The 17,785-nt window shown below is 56.4% G+C and carries 18 protein-coding genes; 10 read left to right on the top strand and 8 right to left on the bottom strand.

Translation table 11 applies throughout. The features are described 5' to 3' along the window. The 3 genes from ABIB18_RS17900 to ABIB18_RS17890 form a co-directional block, all read right to left on the bottom strand. The gene (locus ABIB18_RS17900) at positions 1–1,284 is read right to left on the bottom strand and encodes an arsenic transporter (RefSeq protein WP_354475077.1); all 1,284 of its coding nucleotides are present in this window, start codon (positions 1,282–1,284) and stop codon (positions 1–3) included. A gap of 94 nt (positions 1,285–1,378) precedes the next feature. After that, positions 1,379–1,732 (bottom strand): metalloregulator ArsR/SmtB family transcription factor, encoded by a 354-nt coding sequence (locus ABIB18_RS17895; protein ID WP_089562237.1) that lies wholly within the window; start codon positions 1,730–1,732, stop codon positions 1,379–1,381. Between the two features lie 269 nt (positions 1,733–2,001). Beyond that, positions 2,002–2,625, bottom strand: coding sequence for a pyridoxamine 5'-phosphate oxidase family protein (locus ABIB18_RS17890; protein ID WP_089562238.1), 624 nt, complete (start codon positions 2,623–2,625; stop codon positions 2,002–2,004). 223 nt (positions 2,626–2,848) lie between these two features. Here ABIB18_RS17890 and ABIB18_RS17885 point away from each other — a divergent pair, with 223 nt between their 5' ends. From ABIB18_RS17885 to ABIB18_RS17875, 3 genes are all read left to right on the top strand, one after another. Next, complete coding sequence (locus tag ABIB18_RS17885) at positions 2,849–3,658, top strand: helix-turn-helix transcriptional regulator (RefSeq protein WP_031377718.1); 810 nt, start codon at positions 2,849–2,851, stop codon at positions 3,656–3,658. A 99-nt stretch (positions 3,659–3,757) separates the two neighbouring features. Then, on the top strand, positions 3,758–5,173 hold the full coding sequence (locus tag ABIB18_RS17880) for an NAD-dependent succinate-semialdehyde dehydrogenase (protein WP_031377717.1): 1,416 nt from the start codon (positions 3,758–3,760) through the stop codon (positions 5,171–5,173). Positions 5,174–5,339: 166 nt separating this feature from the next. After that, a complete protein-coding gene (locus ABIB18_RS17875; protein ID WP_031377716.1) occupies positions 5,340–6,092 on the top strand; it encodes an alpha/beta hydrolase in 753 nt (250 codons plus the stop codon). 121 nt (positions 6,093–6,213) lie between these two features. On the opposite strand, the gene ABIB18_RS17870 is transcribed toward ABIB18_RS17875, so the two are convergent. Beyond that, positions 6,214–7,656, bottom strand: coding sequence for an amidase (locus ABIB18_RS17870; protein ID WP_354475074.1), 1,443 nt, complete (start codon positions 7,654–7,656; stop codon positions 6,214–6,216). A 118-nt stretch (positions 7,657–7,774) separates the two neighbouring features. Between ABIB18_RS17870 and ABIB18_RS17865 the strand changes: the two genes are divergently transcribed. The 4 genes from ABIB18_RS17865 (at position 7,775) to ABIB18_RS17850 (ending at position 10,332) form a co-directional block, all read left to right on the top strand. Beyond that, the gene (locus tag ABIB18_RS17865) at positions 7,775–8,350 is read left to right on the top strand and encodes a TetR/AcrR family transcriptional regulator (RefSeq protein WP_031377661.1); all 576 of its coding nucleotides are present in this window, start codon (positions 7,775–7,777) and stop codon (positions 8,348–8,350) included. Between the two features lie 17 nt (positions 8,351–8,367). Next, complete coding sequence (locus ABIB18_RS17860; RefSeq protein WP_354475072.1) at positions 8,368–8,916, top strand: NUDIX domain-containing protein; 549 nt, start codon at positions 8,368–8,370, stop codon at positions 8,914–8,916. A gap of 839 nt (positions 8,917–9,755) precedes the next feature. Beyond that, complete coding sequence (locus ABIB18_RS17855) at positions 9,756–9,947, top strand: con-10 family general stress protein (RefSeq protein WP_072051044.1); 192 nt, start codon at positions 9,756–9,758, stop codon at positions 9,945–9,947. Between the two features lie 145 nt (positions 9,948–10,092). Next, positions 10,093–10,332 (top strand): biofilm development regulator YmgB/AriR family protein, encoded by a 240-nt coding sequence (locus ABIB18_RS17850; protein WP_084227913.1) that lies wholly within the window; start codon positions 10,093–10,095, stop codon positions 10,330–10,332. Between the two features lie 326 nt (positions 10,333–10,658). On the opposite strand, the gene ABIB18_RS17845 is transcribed toward ABIB18_RS17850, so the two are convergent. The 4 genes from ABIB18_RS17845 to ABIB18_RS17830 form a co-directional block, all read right to left on the bottom strand. Further along, positions 10,659–11,063 (bottom strand): (R)-mandelonitrile lyase, encoded by a 405-nt coding sequence (locus ABIB18_RS17845; RefSeq protein WP_031377662.1) that lies wholly within the window; start codon positions 11,061–11,063, stop codon positions 10,659–10,661. Between the two features lie 71 nt (positions 11,064–11,134). Then, complete coding sequence (locus ABIB18_RS17840; RefSeq protein WP_084227915.1) at positions 11,135–11,899, bottom strand: SDR family oxidoreductase; 765 nt, start codon at positions 11,897–11,899, stop codon at positions 11,135–11,137. Between the two features lie 24 nt (positions 11,900–11,923). Next, positions 11,924–12,154, bottom strand: a complete 231-nt coding sequence (locus ABIB18_RS17835; protein ID WP_031377664.1) for a tautomerase family protein — start codon at positions 12,152–12,154, stop codon at positions 11,924–11,926. Positions 12,155–12,450: 296 nt separating this feature from the next. Continuing rightward, positions 12,451–13,335: a LysR family transcriptional regulator gene (locus tag ABIB18_RS17830; protein ID WP_069729610.1), complete on the bottom strand. Its 885-nt coding sequence runs from the start codon at positions 13,333–13,335 to the stop codon at positions 12,451–12,453. A gap of 372 nt (positions 13,336–13,707) precedes the next feature. Here ABIB18_RS17830 and ABIB18_RS17825 point away from each other — a divergent pair, with 372 nt between their 5' ends. From ABIB18_RS17825 to ABIB18_RS17815, 3 genes are read left to right on the top strand one after another with little or no spacing between them, the layout of a single operon-like run. Beyond that, positions 13,708–14,166, top strand: a complete 459-nt coding sequence (locus tag ABIB18_RS17825) for a (2Fe-2S)-binding protein (RefSeq protein ID WP_354475069.1) — start codon at positions 13,708–13,710, stop codon at positions 14,164–14,166. Next, positions 14,163–16,400, top strand: a complete 2,238-nt coding sequence (locus ABIB18_RS17820) for a xanthine dehydrogenase family protein molybdopterin-binding subunit (protein WP_354475067.1) — start codon at positions 14,163–14,165, stop codon at positions 16,398–16,400. The genes ABIB18_RS17825 and ABIB18_RS17820 overlap by 4 nt, the downstream gene beginning before the upstream one ends. Before the next feature lie 24 nt (positions 16,401–16,424). Beyond that, positions 16,425–17,765: a c-type cytochrome gene (locus tag ABIB18_RS17815; protein ID WP_069729613.1), complete on the top strand. Its 1,341-nt coding sequence runs from the start codon at positions 16,425–16,427 to the stop codon at positions 17,763–17,765. Positions 17,766–17,785: the final 20 nt, after the last annotated feature.

Here is a 17,785-nt window from a genome sequence, read left to right as displayed (position 1 = left end):
TCAGAAAGAGAGTCGCAGCGCCAGCGCCGTCAGCGTAACCAGCAGCACCGGCAGCGTCATAACTATCCCCACGCGGCAGTAATATCCCCAGCTGATGGTGATGTTTCTCTGCGCCAGAACGTGTAGCCACAGCAGAGTCGCCAGGCTACCGATCGGGGTGATCTTCGGCCCCAGATCGCAGCCGATAATATTGGCGTAGACCATCGCCTCTCTGACTACGCCCTGCGCGCTGCTGCCGTCGATGGAGAGCGCGCCCACCAACACCGTCGGCATATTGTTCATCACCGAAGAGAGCAGGGCGGTGAGCAAACCGGTTCCCAGCGTGGCACCCCAGAGGCCATGTTCAGCGAAGCGGTTCAGCACGGCAGAAAGGTAGTCGGTCAGGCCGGCATTTTGCAGGCCATACACCACCAGATACATGCCAAGCGAGAAGATAACGATCTGCCAGGGCGCGCCTTTCAGCACCTTGCCGGTATCAATCACCCGACCACGACGGGCCACGGCCAGCAGGATAGCTGCCGCCACCGCCGCCACCAGGCTGACCGGCACTCCCAGCGGTTCCAGGCCGAAGAAACCGACCAGCAGCAGAATCAAAACCAGCCAGCCAGCGTTAAAGGTGCGGCGATCCCGAATCGCCTCGCCGGGTGACTTCAGCTTGCTCAGGTCATAGCTGTGCGGGATATCCCGACGGAAAAACAGCAGCAGCATAACCAGGGTGGCAGCAACCGAGGCGAGGTTAACCGGCACCATCACCGCAGCATAGTCACTGAATCCGAGCCGGAAGTAGTCCGCCGTGACGATATTCACCAGGTTTGAGACGATCAGCGGCAGGCTGGCGGTATCGGCAATAAAGCCTGCCGCCATCACAAAGGCCAGCGTTGCGGCGGGGCTGAAACCCAGCGCCAGCAGCATGGCAATCACAATCGGAGTCAGGATCAATGCCGCCCCGTCATTGGCAAACAGCGCAGCGACTGCCGCCCCCAGCAGCACAATCGCTGCGAACAGCCGACGGCCTCTGCCGCCGCCCCAGCGTGAAACGTGCAGCGCGGCCCATTCAAAAAAGCCGGACTCATCCAGCAGCAAACTGATGATGATCACCGCGATGAAGGTGGCGGTGGCGTTCCAGACGATGTGCCAGACCACAGGGATATCGGCTATCTGCACCACACCACTCAGCAACGCCAGGCCGGCACCGAGCGTGGCACTCCAGCCAATGCTTAATCCTTTAGGTTGCCAGATAACCAGCACCAGGGTGAGGACGAAAATCGCGCTCGCCAGAAACATAGCTTCTCCTGTTGAATAACGTCACCCGGCCAGCCGGGCTGTAGATACTGAATCGAAACATATCCGCTATTTCGAATATGTAAGGACAAAATTTTTAGATGCAGACCGGCTTGCCGTTGGTGGTGGCATTGTCGCGCTCGGCCTGCTGGTGAATCAGTCGGATCTCATCCTGCTGGCTGAGATAAGCCTGCTCGATAATCATGGCGGCCCAGGCAGGCATATGGGGAGACAAACGATAGTGGATCCATTTGCCGTCGCGCCGGTCGATAAGCAGCCCGTGTTGCCGTAATAAAGCCAGGTGACGGGATATTTTCGGCTGGGGCTGTTGCAGCGTCGACGCCAGCTCACAGACGCACAGCTCGCCTTTTTCACGCAGTAATAACACCAGATAAAGTCGGGTTTCGTCAGAAAGGTTTTTGAACAGTTGAAGCGGGGTGATTTGCGACATGATAGCATCCTGTGACCGTAGCGATGCAGTGTCAGGCTTTCGCCACGCCGGGTCAATAACATATTCACTTTTTCGAATTTGTTTTTTTGATGGCTGGCAGCATGCAGCGGCGGAGGTAATCAGCAGCGCCGTGCTGAAACAGCATATCGACAGTGCTGCTGGCGTGACAACGCCGGTTACCGCACTCTCCACAACATTAACCGGGCAGCAAGGCGTGGCGCGTCGGCCATCGCTGGCCAGCGGTTGACTGTGTCAGCATGCTGAAACACTCAGTACAGCGTGTTTTTCAACCGCTCCGGCAGGGCTTTATCATACGCCTCGCCATCAATCGCGTTACCGGCGATCTGGTTCAGGATACTGCCGGTGCTGGGCAGTTGCTGACGCTCAATCTGGACCGCCGGGTCCCATAATCTGGCGCGGATAATGGCGCGACTGCACTGGAAAAAGACGCTCTCTACCGCAATGCGCAAGACGGTTTTAGGGAATTGATGATTGACGGCGAAGTGGGCCAACAGCGCAGCATCGGTGCTGATTGTCGCCTTGCCGTTGACCCGCAAGGTCTCGCCAATCCCCGGGATGAGAAACAGCAGCGCCACCCGGTTGTCGTGCAGAATATTGCGCAGGCTATCGATGCGGTTATTGCCTCGCCGGTCGGGCAACAGCAGCGTGCGGTCATCCTGGATTTCAATGAAGCCCGCCGGATCGCCGCGCGGTGATACGTCCAGTCCGTCCGGACCGGAGGTCGCCAGCGCCACAAACGAGGAGGCTTCGATAAAGGGACGATAAGCCGGATGAATATGGTCAGTCACCTTGGCCAGTGAAGGTGTAGCCACCGCGCCGTAAATCCGCTCCAGTTCTGCCAGCTCAGTAATCGAGGTTTTCTCTTCAGTCATCTTATCCACTTCCGTTTTAATCGGGGATGTCCGCTACAGATTATGGCTAACGTCGCCTTGTTGCCATATCTCACGCCGGCGCACTGCCGTCACCCGGCGGGGGGCGAAAGAGTGTAAGTAAGCGTGAGCGAAGGCTTTAATAAAAACACCGTATTGATATAAAAACAGCGGGACGTGTCAGTTGTTCGCAGAACCACAATAAAAATGTTAAAGGGGATGCCAGATGGTAAAAAAAACCACACCAGAGCAACGGCGTGAATTAGGGGCTTTTTTGATTAGCCGGCGGGCGAGGTTAAATCCGCAGGAATATGGGCTGCCGAAAGGCGCGCGTCGGACGCCCGGCCTACGCCGCGAAGAGGTGGCGATTCTGGCTGGCGTCAGCGTCAGCTGGTATACCTGGCTGGAGCAGGGCCGCGAAATTAAGCCCTCTGCCGACGCGCTGCAGCGAATCGCCAGCGTGCTTAAACTCAACCGGGTCGAATCATCTCACCTTTTTGCGCTCTCTCCCAGGGAACAACCGGTGCCGCGTCAGGCCGATTCGGGGGTGACGGAAGGTCTCGATATGCTGGTCAGGGCCATCGATCCTATTCCGGCTTACGTGCGCAATGCCCGGCTGGATATCCTCGCCTGGAATGACGCCATTGCCGACCTGTTCATCGACTACGGCTCGCTCAAGCCGCACGAACGCAATACGCTGCGGCTGCTTTTTCTCTATCAGCCCTATCGCACCCTGATCCTCGACTGGGAACAGATGGCGCGCGGCATGATCTCGGTTTTTCGCGCCTCCCGGGCGCATGCTCAGAACAAAGCCCCGTTTGATGCGCTGATCAAAGAGCTGTCAGACAACTCACCGGAGTTCCACGAATGGTGGCAGGACACCGACGTGCAGGGCATGAGCGAAGGAAGTAAGCGCCTGATGCACCCGGTTTCCGGACACATCGAATTCACCTACGTGGCGTTAACTCCTGAGGGCAGACCCGACCTGTCTCTGGTCACCTATATCCCCCGACACGTAGCCAGTGACTGCCAGTAATAGGATAACAACACGCCTTCCTGGGCTGAAATGAGATGCCTAAGATGGATTTAACGCAGCACAACCGCGCTGCATTTCATCTCTCAGGAGGCAGTCAATATGTCATCTCAATCAGCCCGACCCGATTCAGTTTCCGCTCCGCTGGCGGTATCACGTAATCCCGCAACCGATGAGCTGATCGCGACCTATGCCGGCCAGACGGCGCAACAGATAGAGCAGTTGCTGGAGCAGAATGCAGCAGCATTTCGCATCTGGCGGGCCACTCCGCTGCGTGAGCGGGTGGCGGCTTACCGTCGCCTCGCAGTGGTGCTACGTCAGCGTTCTGACAACCTGTCGGCCTTGATCAGCGCAGAAATGGGCAAAACCCTGAAGGCTGCCCGGGCAGAAGTAGAGAAGTGCGCCGTCACCCTTGAATGGCTGGCGGAAAATGGTCCGGCGGTGCTGGCCGACGAACCGGTGGCTGTTGATAACGACGATCGGGTGTATGTCTCCTGGTTGCCGATTGGCACCGTACTGGCGGTGATGCCGTGGAACTTCCCGTTATGGCAGGTTATTCGCGCTTCAGGTCCGATTATGCTCTCCGGCAATGGCTTCATCCTGAAGCACGCCCCGAACGTTATCGGCTCTGCTTATGCCCTGCAGGACGCTTATGAAGCCGCCGGTTTCCCGGTGGGGTTGTTCACTAATCTGATTGCTGACAATGACACCGTTGCGCGGGTCATCGAAGACGATCGTGTGGCGGCGGTCACCTTAACCGGCAGCCTGCGCGCCGGTTCAGCGGTGGCGGCCATCGCCGGTAAGGCACTGAAAAAAAGTCTGCTTGAGCTGGGCGGTTCGGATGCCTTTATTGTGCTGGCCGATGCCAATATCGACCTGGCGGTGAAGGCAGCCGTTGAGGCCCGTTTCCAGAACGCCGGGCAGGTCTGTCTGGCCGCTAAGCGGTTCATTCTGGAAGCCCCGATTGCCAGCGAATTTACCCAAAAGTTTGTTAAAGCGGTCAGCGCGTTGAAAGTGGGCGATCCGCTCGACCCGCAGACCGATATCGGGCCGATGGCCAGAAAAGATCTGCGCGATGAACTGCATCATCAGGTTGAACGCACCCTGTCAGCCGGTGCCACGCTGCTGCTGGGCGGAACAAAGCTGGCGGGAAGCGGCAATTTTTATGCTCCGACGGTGCTGGGGAATGTGGTGCCGGGTATGGCGGCCTTTGATGAAGAGACCTTTGGTCCGGTCGCCGCCATCAGCGTGGCGGAAAATGCTGAGCACGCCATTGAACTGGCGAACCAGAGTGATTACGGGCTGGGCGGCAATCTCTGGACCGGTGACGTGACGCGTGGACAGCGGCTGGCGCGCCGGATGGAAACCGGCGGCGTATTCATCAATGGTTTCTCCGCCACCAATGCCCGCATTCCGGTCGGTGGGGTGAAAAAGAGTGGCTACGGTCGCGAACTCTCCCATTTCGGCCTGCGGGAATTTACCAATGCGCAGGCAGTCTGGGCTAAACAGCCGGTGTGATCCGGGACGCGTCGGTTACGGCAGCTAACGGTCTGCTAGCCGTTAATGCCGTCCGATCCGACGCGCGGTACAGATTATTCAGCTTAAACAATACGCTGGCGATGACCCGCTCCGGCAGGACGCGTTACGCCGCAGAATCGCATTCAAAACTGATAAGGTGAATCACATGTTTAAAAAATCAATGGTTTCAATCGCGTTAGGTCTGGTTATGTCGGTGTATGCAGCGTCCTCACTGGCGGAGCCGGTAAAAAATATTGTGCTGGTCCACGGGGCTTTCGTTGATGGTTCTGGCTGGAATCCGATCGCTAAAATACTGGGCAAAGCGGGATACAAGGTTTCGATTGTGCAGGAACCGCAAACCTCACTGGCGGATGACGTCGCTGCGACCCAGCGCGTGCTGAAAATGCAGAGCGGAAAAACCCTGCTGGTGGGCCACAGCTACGGCGGGATGATTATCAGCGAGGCGGGTAACGATCCTTCGGTGGCGGGGCTGGTGTATATCGCGGCGATGGAACCGGATGAAGGTGACTCGTTACTGAGCCTGGCGAAAAAATATCCGCCTGCTGCGCACTCTATCGCGGAAACCGACGATCACTTTCTCTATCTGAAACCTGAATCGTTCCACGCTGACTTTGCCGCGGATTTACCGGTAAAAGAAACCGATCTGCTGGCGCGTTCCCAGGTTATGCCAGCCGTCGCGGCGTTTAATGCACCTGCAGGCAAACCGGCATGGAAAACCAAACCAAGCTGGGCGGTGGTCGCCAGCACCGATCGGGCGATCAATCCTGAACTGGAGCGCTTCATGGCTAAGCGGGCTAACAGCAAGGTGACCGAACTGAAAGGAAACCACGCGATTTACGCGTCACAGCCGCAAAAAATCGCCGCCATCATCGAAGGCGCAGCAAAATCATTAAACTAACCTGCCATTACCAGCAGAGGCAGCGATCAGGCTGCTTCTGCTGTGCAGTTATCCGCGTCGTTCTCTGACCTTACCCGTTGTTGCCTGACACCGCCGCTGTTGCCAGCAGAGAGCTAACGGCTTATCCCGCGCAGTCGTTCCCGGCCCAGGTAGCGGGTTTTCGGTGATGCCAGGGAAACGCGCGCTCCAGCTGACCTGCCAGTTTCAGTAACACCGCCTCCTGATTAAAACCGGCTATAAATTGCATGCCAACAGGCAGCTGATTTGCCGGACTGAATCCCAGCGGGACCGACATGGCCGGCGTGCCACACACGTTAGCCAGCGCGGTAAACGGCGAGTGATCAAACACGTGATGCATCCAGCCGCGCCCATCCAGCTGATGCTGATGCTGATTGTACTCACCCAGCCGCGTCGGTAACGTTGGCAGTACCGGCGTCAGCTGCAGGTCGTACTGCTGATAAAACTGCGCCATCTTCTGCGTGACGCTGTTACGCATCTGCATCGCCGCGATGAAATCCGTTGCCGTCAGGCTATGGCCCAGTTGCCACAGCGCCAGATTGGCTGGCTCCAGCGTCTCGTGGTTGACCGGTCTGTTCATCGCGGCCGCCAGTGCATCTATCCAGGCGGCGGTATTTGCCGCCCAGAAGCGGCTGTTCATTTCAACAAACGCCCCCCAGCTGCCGATTTCCAGCGAAACCTCTTCAACCTGATGGCCCAGCGAAACAAGCTGTGCGACGGTCTTTTCCAGTGCGCCAGCGACTTCCGGCGCAGTGCGGGCGCCATTCAGCGGATGCATCATGACACCGATTTTTAGCCGGCCGGGATCCTGAGTGACGCAGGCGCGCAGGCTTTGCGCGGAGGCGGGAATGGTGAAGGGATCGCCGGCCTGGTTGCCCTGAAGCGCATCCAGTAACGCCGCGTTATCTCTCACCGTGCGGCTGAGAAAGCCATGCACTGCAAGCCCGGACCAGACTTCATCAACATCCGGTCCCATGCTGATGCGGCCACGGCTCGGTTTTAAGCCAAACAATCCGTTTGCTGAAGCCGGAACCCGAATCGATCCTCCGCCGTCGGTTGCATGCGCTGCTGGCACCATACCGGCCGCCACTGCCGCCGCCGAGCCGCCGCTTGAGCCGCCCGCACTGTAGGCCGGATTCCAGGGCGTCGCGGTTTCACCCTGAAAACGCGATTCGGTGGTGGTGCTGGTGGCAAGTTCAGGGGTGGTGGTACGTCCCAGTAACAGCAGACCGGCCTGGCGCATGCGGTGCGCGAGGTTGGAATCGTGAGACGAAACGTGACCGGCCGCCAGACGGCTGCCCAGTTCGTTACGGCGACCTTTAACGGAAATACCCAGATCCTTGACCAGCATCGGCACTCCCTGAAACGGACCGTGCGGCTGGCTCTCTTCCTGCTGCCAGATCTCAATCACGGCATTGACCTCAGCGTTAACCTTATTGATGGCGTTAATCGCGGCGGCTTTAACTTCTGCGGGCGTGACGTCGCCCTGGTTAATCAGCTCAGCGAGGCCGGTAGCATCGCAGGCGGTGTATTCTGAAAGTTTCATAAGGGTCCGGTTAGTGGCTGACAAGACGAACAGCGACTGTGCGTGTATACTGTTTAGTATCGAGTGATACCGATCGGTATCGTAGTATACTAATTAGTATCGTTGCAAGGAGTGAATAGTGACGAGAGAGATCCAACCGCGATTGCCGCCGCGAGAACGCATTCTTCAGGCTGCTGAAAAGCTTTTCTATCAGGAAGGCATTAACCGTGTGACGGTAGATGCGATAGCAGAAGAGGCAGAATCGACCAAGATGACGCTCTATCGCCACTTTGCCTCTAAAGAAGTGCTGGTTCTGACGTGGATAGGGCGATTGATTGAAGATTACAGTCAGATCTTTGATCGGCTTGCTGAGCAGTTTCCTGACAATCCGGCCGCCCGGATTAGGGGATTTGGCGAGTTTATCGCCGCCAACCTCAGCGGGACGCTGAAGCGTGGCTGTCCGTTTACTAACACCCTGGCGGAAACAACCGGGCATTATGCTGAGGTCAGGGCGCTGATATTTGCCCATAAGCAGCGGCAATTTCACCGGCTGGTGGCGCTTTGTCGCGAAGCCGGTGCCAGTCAACCGGAAACAGCGGCCAAAGAGATCACCCTGATGCTTGAGGGACTGCAGGTGGTGGCTCAGAATGCAGGATTCGACGGCGCGGCTGAGTTTGTGCTTGAGAAGTTAAACGCGATGGTAAAAGCATTCTGATAATCAAGGAGACAGTGATGCGTGCAGCAATAACCACAGTCACATCGACAGAAATTTATCGAAACCGCTGGATGACGCTCAGAGAAGATCAAATTCTGCGGGCTGACGGCAGCCAGGGCATCTATTCGGTGATTGAGAAAGACGATTTTGTCGTCATCGTTGCGGTGCAGGATGATGAAATCTATCTGGTCGAACAGTACCGTTATCCGCTGGGGAAGCGCACGCTGGAGTTGCCCCAGGGAAGCTGGGAGCACGCGCCAGATGCCGCCCCGGCGTCAATTGCTGCTGGCGAATTGCGTGAAGAGACCGGTCTGGTGGCGGGAAAGCTGGACTATGTCGGCTACCAGAAACTGGCACAGGGGTACTCTTCTCAGGGTTACCATATTTTTCTGGCGACAGAACTCAAGTTTGAGGGGCAACAGCTCGAACAGGAAGAGCAGGATCTGCAGGTAAAAAGCATCAAAATAGCCACATTCAGGCAAATGATCCTCGAGGGAGAGATTTCTGACGCTACCTCGGTGACCGCCTTTCTGTTGACCTCGGCAAAAAACCTGCTCAGCGGTTAGCCAGACCGCAGGCAGGCGGGCAGAACAGACCCTTTCGCCGCCTGCTGAAGACGATGCTAAGGCCTCTTCACCTGAGTCAGATTAGGGGTTGTCAGCGACAAAATATTCCCGGTAGCCTCTGGTGATTAATGGCGCATTAACGGTTGTTGCGGTGGGTTAATACCACGCAGCGGCAGCCCGGTAGTCTGACATCTCTGCTGAGCGAAGAAAGCAGCAACTGTAAGGTGTCAGCACCTCCTTAACCGAATGCCGGCTTCACGGGCTGGCGTAGTTTCCCGACCGGCAGGCCCCAGTGAGTTACCCTTCAGGTCATTAAGCGTAGTACCATATTAAAGTGCATGACGCCTTGCTATCCTGTTGAATAGTCAGGCTAGCGGTTTTTTATTCATATTTAATGCTGGGCTTACCAGCGAATCCTCTAACGGTTGGCTTATAATTAATCATCTTACATGCGGCCACATTTATTTTTTTATATCGCTTCGCTTAATTTCTGAATAATATTCAGGCGATGGCTTTTTATTCGCCAGAATTCGTTGTTAAACGAAAGTTAAATAAAATTATTCCTGATTATTCAATTTGGTTAAAATGTGATGTTTATCACATATTTCACATTTCAGAAATTTATACCTTTGGTGAAATTACTGTACAGTTTTATAAATTAAATAATTGAAATGTAATTAAATTTAATTTTGCTAAGACAGTTTTAGCCAAAAAGCCAAACGGCAAAATGACTTTATTTGATTAAATATTTTTCTTGAAAATAATCACTTCAGTTTTAATATTTAAATTGTTCTGGTGGGGCATTTGTTTATTTGTGTACATTCAGTTGAGGTGAAATTATGCAACAACAAAAACGGCGTGGTGGATCGGGTAATTTTGCAGAAAATCCAGAGCGGGCGCGCGAGGCGGGACGCAAAGGCGGACAGATAAGTAGCGGAAACTTCAAGAATAATCCGGAGCGTGCGGTTGAGGCGGGTCGACTAGGGGGTAAAGTGAGCCGCAGGCCGCCTGCGGAAAAAGCCGCCGGATAAAGTCTCAGATCGAAAATCCTGATGCTGTAAGTTTAAGCGTTAATTTAACGAGATTAAGATAAACCATGCCCGGAAATTCTGGGTCAGGCTTTCCTTATATTTGGCAAGAGAGCAGTGGCAATTATTTTATCGTGCTGGGGCCGGTATGCGAGATAATAATAGCGAACTGCTGGAACACTTTCTGAATAGAATGAACCTTAACGACGAGGATGCCGCGCACGCGCTGGTGGTGGGGGTGCTTGTTTGTGAGTTGATGCGCTCGGGTGAAGCCATTAACCGGAAGACCCTGTGTTGTAAATTAGTCAGACAGCTTGAGCTCTGTCAGTCAATGGAGGAAGAACGCACCTATTACCGGACACTTCGCCTGCTTTTTGGCCGGCAGTAACGTTAGCGGCCCAGGAGAACTGTTTTCAGATAATGATCTTATTTCCTGAAAAGGGAGTCAGGAAAGATCCACGCTTCTTTTGGTGGAAGAAATCGTGATGTGATTTTTACGCAATTGTTAGCGTTCAGCCCGTATTTACGGGCTTTTTTTATTCCACCTGCTGCCAGATCGACCGTCCGGCGATTATTTACCGTTTCGGATGATGAAGGCTGGCGATTCTCAGGTGATGTTCAGCTTACTGTTCAGCGTGAAGTCTAAAGCGGGTCAGATAACGGCTACGCAGGCATCCGGATGATCCGAATGCCTGCCCGCAGGGTGAGAGGGCGTTAACGGATTTTGCCGTATTGTTCGTCAGTGACATGTTCCAGCCACTCGACGACTTTTCCTTCTTCATTTTCCTGGATAGCGATATGCGTCATGGCCGTGGTTGCACTCGCGCCATGCCAGTGTTTTTCAAACGGAGGGATCCAGACCACATCACCGGGCTTAATTTCCCGTGCGGTTTCGCCCCAGGTCTGAACATAGCCGGAACCTGCCGTGACGATCAGTGTCTGACCGCGCGGATGGGTGTGCCAGGCCGTCCGTGCACCGGGCTCAAAGGTTACGGCACCGCCACTGGCGCGGGCAAATTCGTTGGCCGGAAACAGCGGATCGATACGCACGGTACCGGTAAACCACTCTTCCGGACCGACCATTGAAGGCTGAGAGCCACATTTGAAAATATCAGTCATTTTATTGTTCCTTTCTGATTCAGGGTGAGTAATGTTTGTTGTACCGGCTGCTGCATCAGGGGGCAGCGGATTTACTGCACGGTATAGCCACCGTCAACGGCCAGTGCATGGCCGACCACAAAGCTGGCACCCGGACTGCACAGCCACAGCACGGCTGCTGCCACTTCCTCCGGCAGGCCGAGACGACCAATCGGTTGTAGCTTCAGCAATTCATCCATCGCTTCGGGCTCTTTTTCCAGCATCGTCCCGACCATTGGCGTGCTGATGATGCCCGGACAGACCGCGTTAATCGTAATGCCGCGCGCGGCGTATTCCAGTGCCGCACTTTTGGTCAGACCCAGCACACCATGTTTGGAGGCGTGATACACACCGCGGCCGGCAATACCGACCAGTCCGCCGAGAGAGGAACAGTTAACGATGGCACCCGATTCCTGAATGCGCATCTGCTGAAGTTCATATTTCATACAGTTCCAGATGCCACGCAGATTCACCGCATTAACCCGATCGAACTCCTCTCCACTGGCATCGGCTGTTTCAGCCACCGGGCTTTGAATTCCGGCATTGTTATAAGCCGCATCGAGTCGGCCAAAAGCCGTCACCGCCTGGTCGACCACATTTTTAACCTGTGCCTCATCGGTCACGTCGCACACTACTTCAAGCAGGGTATAACCTTTATCGCGTAGCGACTCTGCCGCCTGTGATAAGGCCTGCGGATTAAAATCAGCCATCACCACTGCCGCACCCGCTTCACAGAAAGCGCGGGCGGTGGCAAAACCCATTCCGGAGGCTGCGCCGGTTACCAGCGCAACTTTTCCGCGATAGTCATAATTAATCATCTTAGTCCCGGATAGTGATCAGAATCAGAGTGAGTAGCCTGGTTTTTTATAGAGCCTCGCCAGGCTGGGCAAAATAATCGGATCGTAAACTTCTGCTTTCCAGTTAGCCGCACTGACGCGGGTGAGCGCCAGGGAGATCGCGGCCTCATTGATATTCAAATGACGTATCAGTACCGCACACAGATCTTCAGCCATGGCGTCAATTTCTGTGTCCGTCATTTCCTGCGGATTAAACGTCAGGCTTAAATGCGGCATCGCTGATCCTTAATAGTTTTGTTAAACAGGGGAACAGTGACGCCTGTTCCGGTAAAAGAGTCTGGGCTGAGAACGCTGCGCTGTGAAGCGCGCTGTCGGAAATAAGCTTATGAGTGCCATTCATGAATAACGGCAAAGGCATGGGCGGCAGGTGTATTATCGGCGTGGCGGGGTGGCGTAATCACCCCGGTCAGCTGAGGCAGTCCGTCCGGCCGGCGCTGGATAGCGCTATTGAGAATGACAACCGGCGGCCAGGGCGGCGACTAATCTGCGGAAACAACTCTGCGGAAACAACCTCAGGCTTTGCCGCGGTATCTGACCGCATCGACAAAGGCCACGAAGGCAGAGGAGGTATGGCGGCGGTTGGGATAGTAGAGATGAAAACCTTCAAAAGTCGGGCTCCAGTCAGCCAGCACTTCAATCAGCGTGCCGTTTTCGATGTGCGGTTTGGCCATCGCTTCCGGCACATAGGCCAGACCAATGCCATCCAGCGCGCCATTCAGCACGTGTATGATGCTATTAGAAAGCAACGGTCCGTTTACCCGGATATTCAGTTTGCGTCCCGCTTTTTCAAACTCCCAGGCATAAACACTGCCAGCAGGAGAATGACGAATATTAATGCAACGATGCTGGGCCAGATCCTGTGGAATAACCGGTAATGGATGAGTGTTAAAATAGCCGGGCGTCCCCACGACCGAAAGGCGCCAGTCTGGCCCCATGCGAACTGCGATCATATCTTTACTGATCGATTCGCCCAGCCTGATACCGGCATCAAACCGTTCTGACACGATATTAGTGAAGCCATAATCAATCGAGATTTCTACGCTGATATCGGGATATTTCTCCAGAAACGCCGGCAGCATCGGACGTAATAACCCTTCGGCGGCATCGTCTGAACAGGTAATACGAATATTGCCGGCTGGCGTATTACGTAATTCACCGATGCGCTCAATTTCATGATTGATCTGCTCAAATAGCGGGGCGACAGATTTCAGTAAGCGTTCTCCGGCCTCGGTAGGCGCGACGTTACGCGTGGTGCGTGCCAGCAGGCGAACCCCGACCCGCTCTTCCAGATTACGGATGGTGTGGCTTAAAGCCGACGGGCTGACGCCCAGACCCGCCGCCGCTTTGGTAAAACTCTTTTCGCGCGCAACAGCAATAAATGCCTGTATATCATTCATCGGTTCAGTCCTTTATTTGTGAGTTATATTCACAAGCAGATGCAGATTATCCGATCTAATCAGCCACCACCATCGCCTTTATGATTAACCCGACGGTAGCGATGGCGAATTAACAGCGGGCTACCCATACCTATGTCGGCAGAGCGCGCGAATAAGCGCCACCAGGCCGCGCTATTTGTGAATTGAATTCATCAGGGCATTCAGACCAGCGCTATTAATCATGCGCTTAATTTTTGTCAGGATAATCTGCCTGCTTAATCATGTTATTCATCCACTTTCTCTGCTGCCGTCTTTTGTTGCGCGTTGAGCAAAATGCGCCTAAGCGATTAATTGACTTCCGGGCAATGTCACCCCCTCTGGAGCGGAAAACCTATGGAACTGCACGTTAATAATCAAACCTATCAAACCGATGCCGAGGCGGATACGCCGCTGTTGTGGGTGATTCGTGACGATTTGGGGATGACCGGCACCAAATATGGCTGCGGCCTGGCGCAATGCGGCGCCTGTTCGGTATTGGTTGATGGCCAGATCGTCCGATCCTGCGTGACGCCGGTAGAGAAGGTCGCCGGTAAACAGATCACCACCATTGAAGCCATTGAAGACGATGAAGTGGGCCGGCGGGTGGTGGACGCCTGGGTCAATCTTCAGGTCCCCCAGTGCGGCTACTGCCAGTCGGGGCAGGTGATGGCGGCAACGGCACTGTTAAAACAGACCCGCCAGCCAACGGATGAGCAGATTGCTGCAGCGATGATCAACCTGTGCCGCTGCGGCACTTATAACGCGATCAATGCTGCCGTCCATCGACTGGCCGGTGAAGGAGAGAAAGCATGAGCCGCCGCACGCCTGATACCAGGACGTTTGGCGAACAGCCGGTCAATCTCTCCCGGCGTCGTTTTCTGATTTCGGGCAGCGGTCTGGCGGGCGCGCTGGTGCTGGGCGTCGGGTTGCCGGTCGGACAGAGCCGCGCACAGTCCGCCGCGGCCGCAATGCCAGCCGGTACCCGGGTGCCAGCCTTTCTGGAAATACGCGCGGACAGCTCAGTGAAATTTCTGTCGCCCTTTATTGAAGGCGGGCAGGGGATCTTCACCGCCATGGCGCAGATTGTCGGTGAAGAACTGGACGCCGATCCGGCATCCTTCATGGTGGAGAACGCGCCGCCTGGTTCGCAATATCAGGTAATGGATAACGGGATGCGCATCACCGGCGGAAGCCAGTCGGTGCGGACCAGCTATACCACCATGCGACGGCTCGGCGCGCTGGCACGACAGATGCTGATCGAGGCCGCTGCCGCTGAACTGGCGGTGCCGGTGACCAGCCTGCACACTGAGCCGGGACGGGTGATCCATGGCGAATCAGGGCGCTCATTACGCTATGGCGAACTGGCTGCGCGGGCGCGTGAGCTGCCGGTACCCTCAGTCGATTCGGTCAGCCTGAAAGATCCCGCTCACTTTCGCTGGATTGGTAAGCCGGTTCAGCGACTGGATATGCATGAAAAATCGACCGGCAAGGCGATTTACACCATCGACTGCCGGGTGGATAACATGCTGCACGCGGCCGTACAGCACGCGCCGCGACTCGGTCTGACGGTGGGTACGCTGCGCAATGCCGCACAGGTCAGCGCGATGAAAGGCGTGCATTCGGTTCATCAACTGCCTGGCGCCGTCGCGGTGGTGGCCGAACGCTGGTGGCAGGCGAAACGTGCGGTTGAAACGCTGCAGGTTGAGTGGCTGGAGCCAGAGAAGCCAGACGGCAGCTATATGCCCGCTGACTTCTCCTCTGATGCGTTCGCCGCCGTGCTGGCGCAGCAGCCTGGCGACGGGGAAAACGCTGAGGTTCGTGGCGACCTTCAGCACGGACTGGCTGAGGCGAAGAGCACCTTTAGCGCCCACTACCTGAGCCAGTATCTTAACCACGCCCAGCTTGAGCCGCCGTCCGCGCTGGCACGTTTTAATTCCGACGGCTCGCTGGAGTTGTGGATCCCCAATCAGGCACCGGAAATGTTCCAGGCCGACGTGGCTAAGCGTACCGGCCTCAGCCCGGATAAGATCATTATCCATTCCCCGCTGCTGGGCGGATTTTTTGGCCGTCACTTCCTCTATGAGTCCGCGATGGTCTGGCCACAAGCCGTCCAGCTGGCCAGGGCGGTTGGGCGGCCAGTCAAACTGATCTGGAGTCGTGAAGAGGAGTTCCTGCGCGATACCCATCGCCCGATGGCCGCCGTGCGGTTTCGTGCCGGACTGGATGCCGACGGCTACCCGCTGGCGCTGGAGGCGGTCAGCATCTGTGAAGGGCCGACCGAGGGGCTGGCCGGTCAGCACGGCGACACGCTGGATCCTACCGCGGTGGAAGGGTTATCGGGCAAAGCCTACGCCATTCCGCACGTTCGTATCGCGCAGATTTATCATAAAGGCCCGGTGCGGCTGGGTTACTGGCGATCGGTCGGCAATTCGATGAATGACTTTTTCTATGAATGCTTCCTCGATGAAATTGCCGAGCGGGGCAGGCTCGATCCGATGGCGCTCAGGCTGCATCTGCTGCAGGGCAATCCGCGTCTGACCACGCTGTTGCAGACGGTGGCCGATCTTTCCGGCGGCTGGCAACCCGGCCCGTATACCGCCGCGGACGGCAGCCGTCGGGCGCGGGGCGTGGCGATGGCGTCACCGTTCGGAACCGAGGCCGCTGCAATCGCCGAGGTCTCTATCGAAAACGGTGAAGTCAGAGTGCACCAGATTTGGCAAGCAATCGATCCGGGTAGCATCGTGAATCCGGCGATCGTCGAGGCGCAGGTCAACGGCGCCGTGGCGCTCGGGCTCTCTCAGGTGCTGATCGAAGAGAGCGTTTATCAGCACGGGCAACCGGTGGCGCGTAACTTTGATATGTATCCGATTTTGCCTCCGTCGCGTATGGCGAAGGTGCAGGTCCGCATTGTCGAGAGCGGGGCAAAAATGGGCGGAATCGGTGAGCCGCCGCTGCCGGCGGTTCCGCCTGCCGTCGCCAATGCGGTCTCACGTCTGACCGGTGAGCGGGTGCGTAGCATGCCGCTGTCCCGGATTACCTTCAGCTGAGCTACATCGTAAAGGGAATGCATTATGAAACATAAAAAGCTCAGCCTGACACTGCTGGCGGCCGTGGTGGTCGCCGGCGCGGCTGCCCTCTGGCTGTTTAACACTCCGGATTCGCCGTTTGACCGCGTCAGTTCAGCGGCATCAGCATCATCGGCCGACCTGATCCAGCGCGGTGAATATGTCGCCCGGCTCAGCGACTGTGTTGCCTGTCACAGTACGGCAGGCAGCGCCCCGTTCAGCGGCGGTCTGGCGATGGCCACGCCGGTCGGCAAAATCTATACCACCAACATTACGCCAGACGATGACAGCGGCATCGGACGCTATTCGCTGGCCGATTTTGATCGTGCGGTGCGTCACGGCGTGGCGCGCGACGGCCATCGTCTCTATCCGGCCATGCCGTTTCCCTCCTATCAGAAACTCTCCGATCAGGATATTGCTGCGCTCTATGCCTTCATGATGCACGGAGTAAAGCCCGCGTCCCGATCCAATACGCCGTCCGAGATTCCCTGGCCACTCAATATGCGCTGGCCGCTGGCGTTATGGCGCGCGGCTTTCGCGGCGGGTGAGCCATGGCGTGAGAACGATGAGCAGAATGCGGCCTGGAATCGCGGCGCTTATCTGGTAGAGGGGCCGGGCCACTGCGGCAGTTGCCACACCCCGCGCGGGCTGGCGTTTAATGAAAAAGCGCTGGATGCCAGCAGCCCGGACTATCTTGCCGGTGCCTTACTGGATGGCTGGTATGCGCCCAGCCTGCGCAATGATGCCAACAGCGGATTCAGTCGCTGGAGCGAAGAAGATGTGGTGACCTTCCTGAAGACCGGCCGCAATCAGCATGGCGTGGTCTTCGGTTCGATGACCGACGCATTCAACAACTCAACCCAGTTTATGCACGATAGCGACCTGCGGGCGATTGCGCACTATCTCAAGTCTCTGCCGCCAGGCAGTAACAACGCAGGCCCGCGCTGGCAATACCCGACACAGACCAGCCAGCCACAGCTCAGCGATCATCCCGGCAGCCAGATCTACACCGCGCGTTGCAGCAGTTGCCACGGAGCGGATGGTCGCGGCCAGGCACCGTGGATCCCGCCACTGGCGGGCGCGACCTCACTGCAGGTCGATCCCGCTTCGGCGATTAACGTGGTGCTCAACGGTTCGGCGCGGGTAGTGTCGCAGGGGATACCGGATGCCTACCGGATGCCGCCTTATCGTAAACAGCTCAGCGATCGGCAGACTGCGGATGTGCTGAATTTCATTCGCAGTGCGTGGGGCAATCAGGGTGAAAAAACGGACGCCGGGGCGGTGAAGGCGATGCGTGAGAAAACCGATCCCGCCAGCAGCGAGGTGATTATTTTACAGATGCGCTAAGCCGGCAGGTTGCGGTTGCC

It is taken from the genome of Pantoea sp. UYEF8 (genome assembly GCF_040546285.1).
Classification (GTDB): domain Bacteria; phylum Pseudomonadota; class Gammaproteobacteria; order Enterobacterales; family Enterobacteriaceae; genus Pantoea; species Pantoea brenneri.
This window is presented reverse-complemented; position numbering and strand designations above follow the sequence as displayed.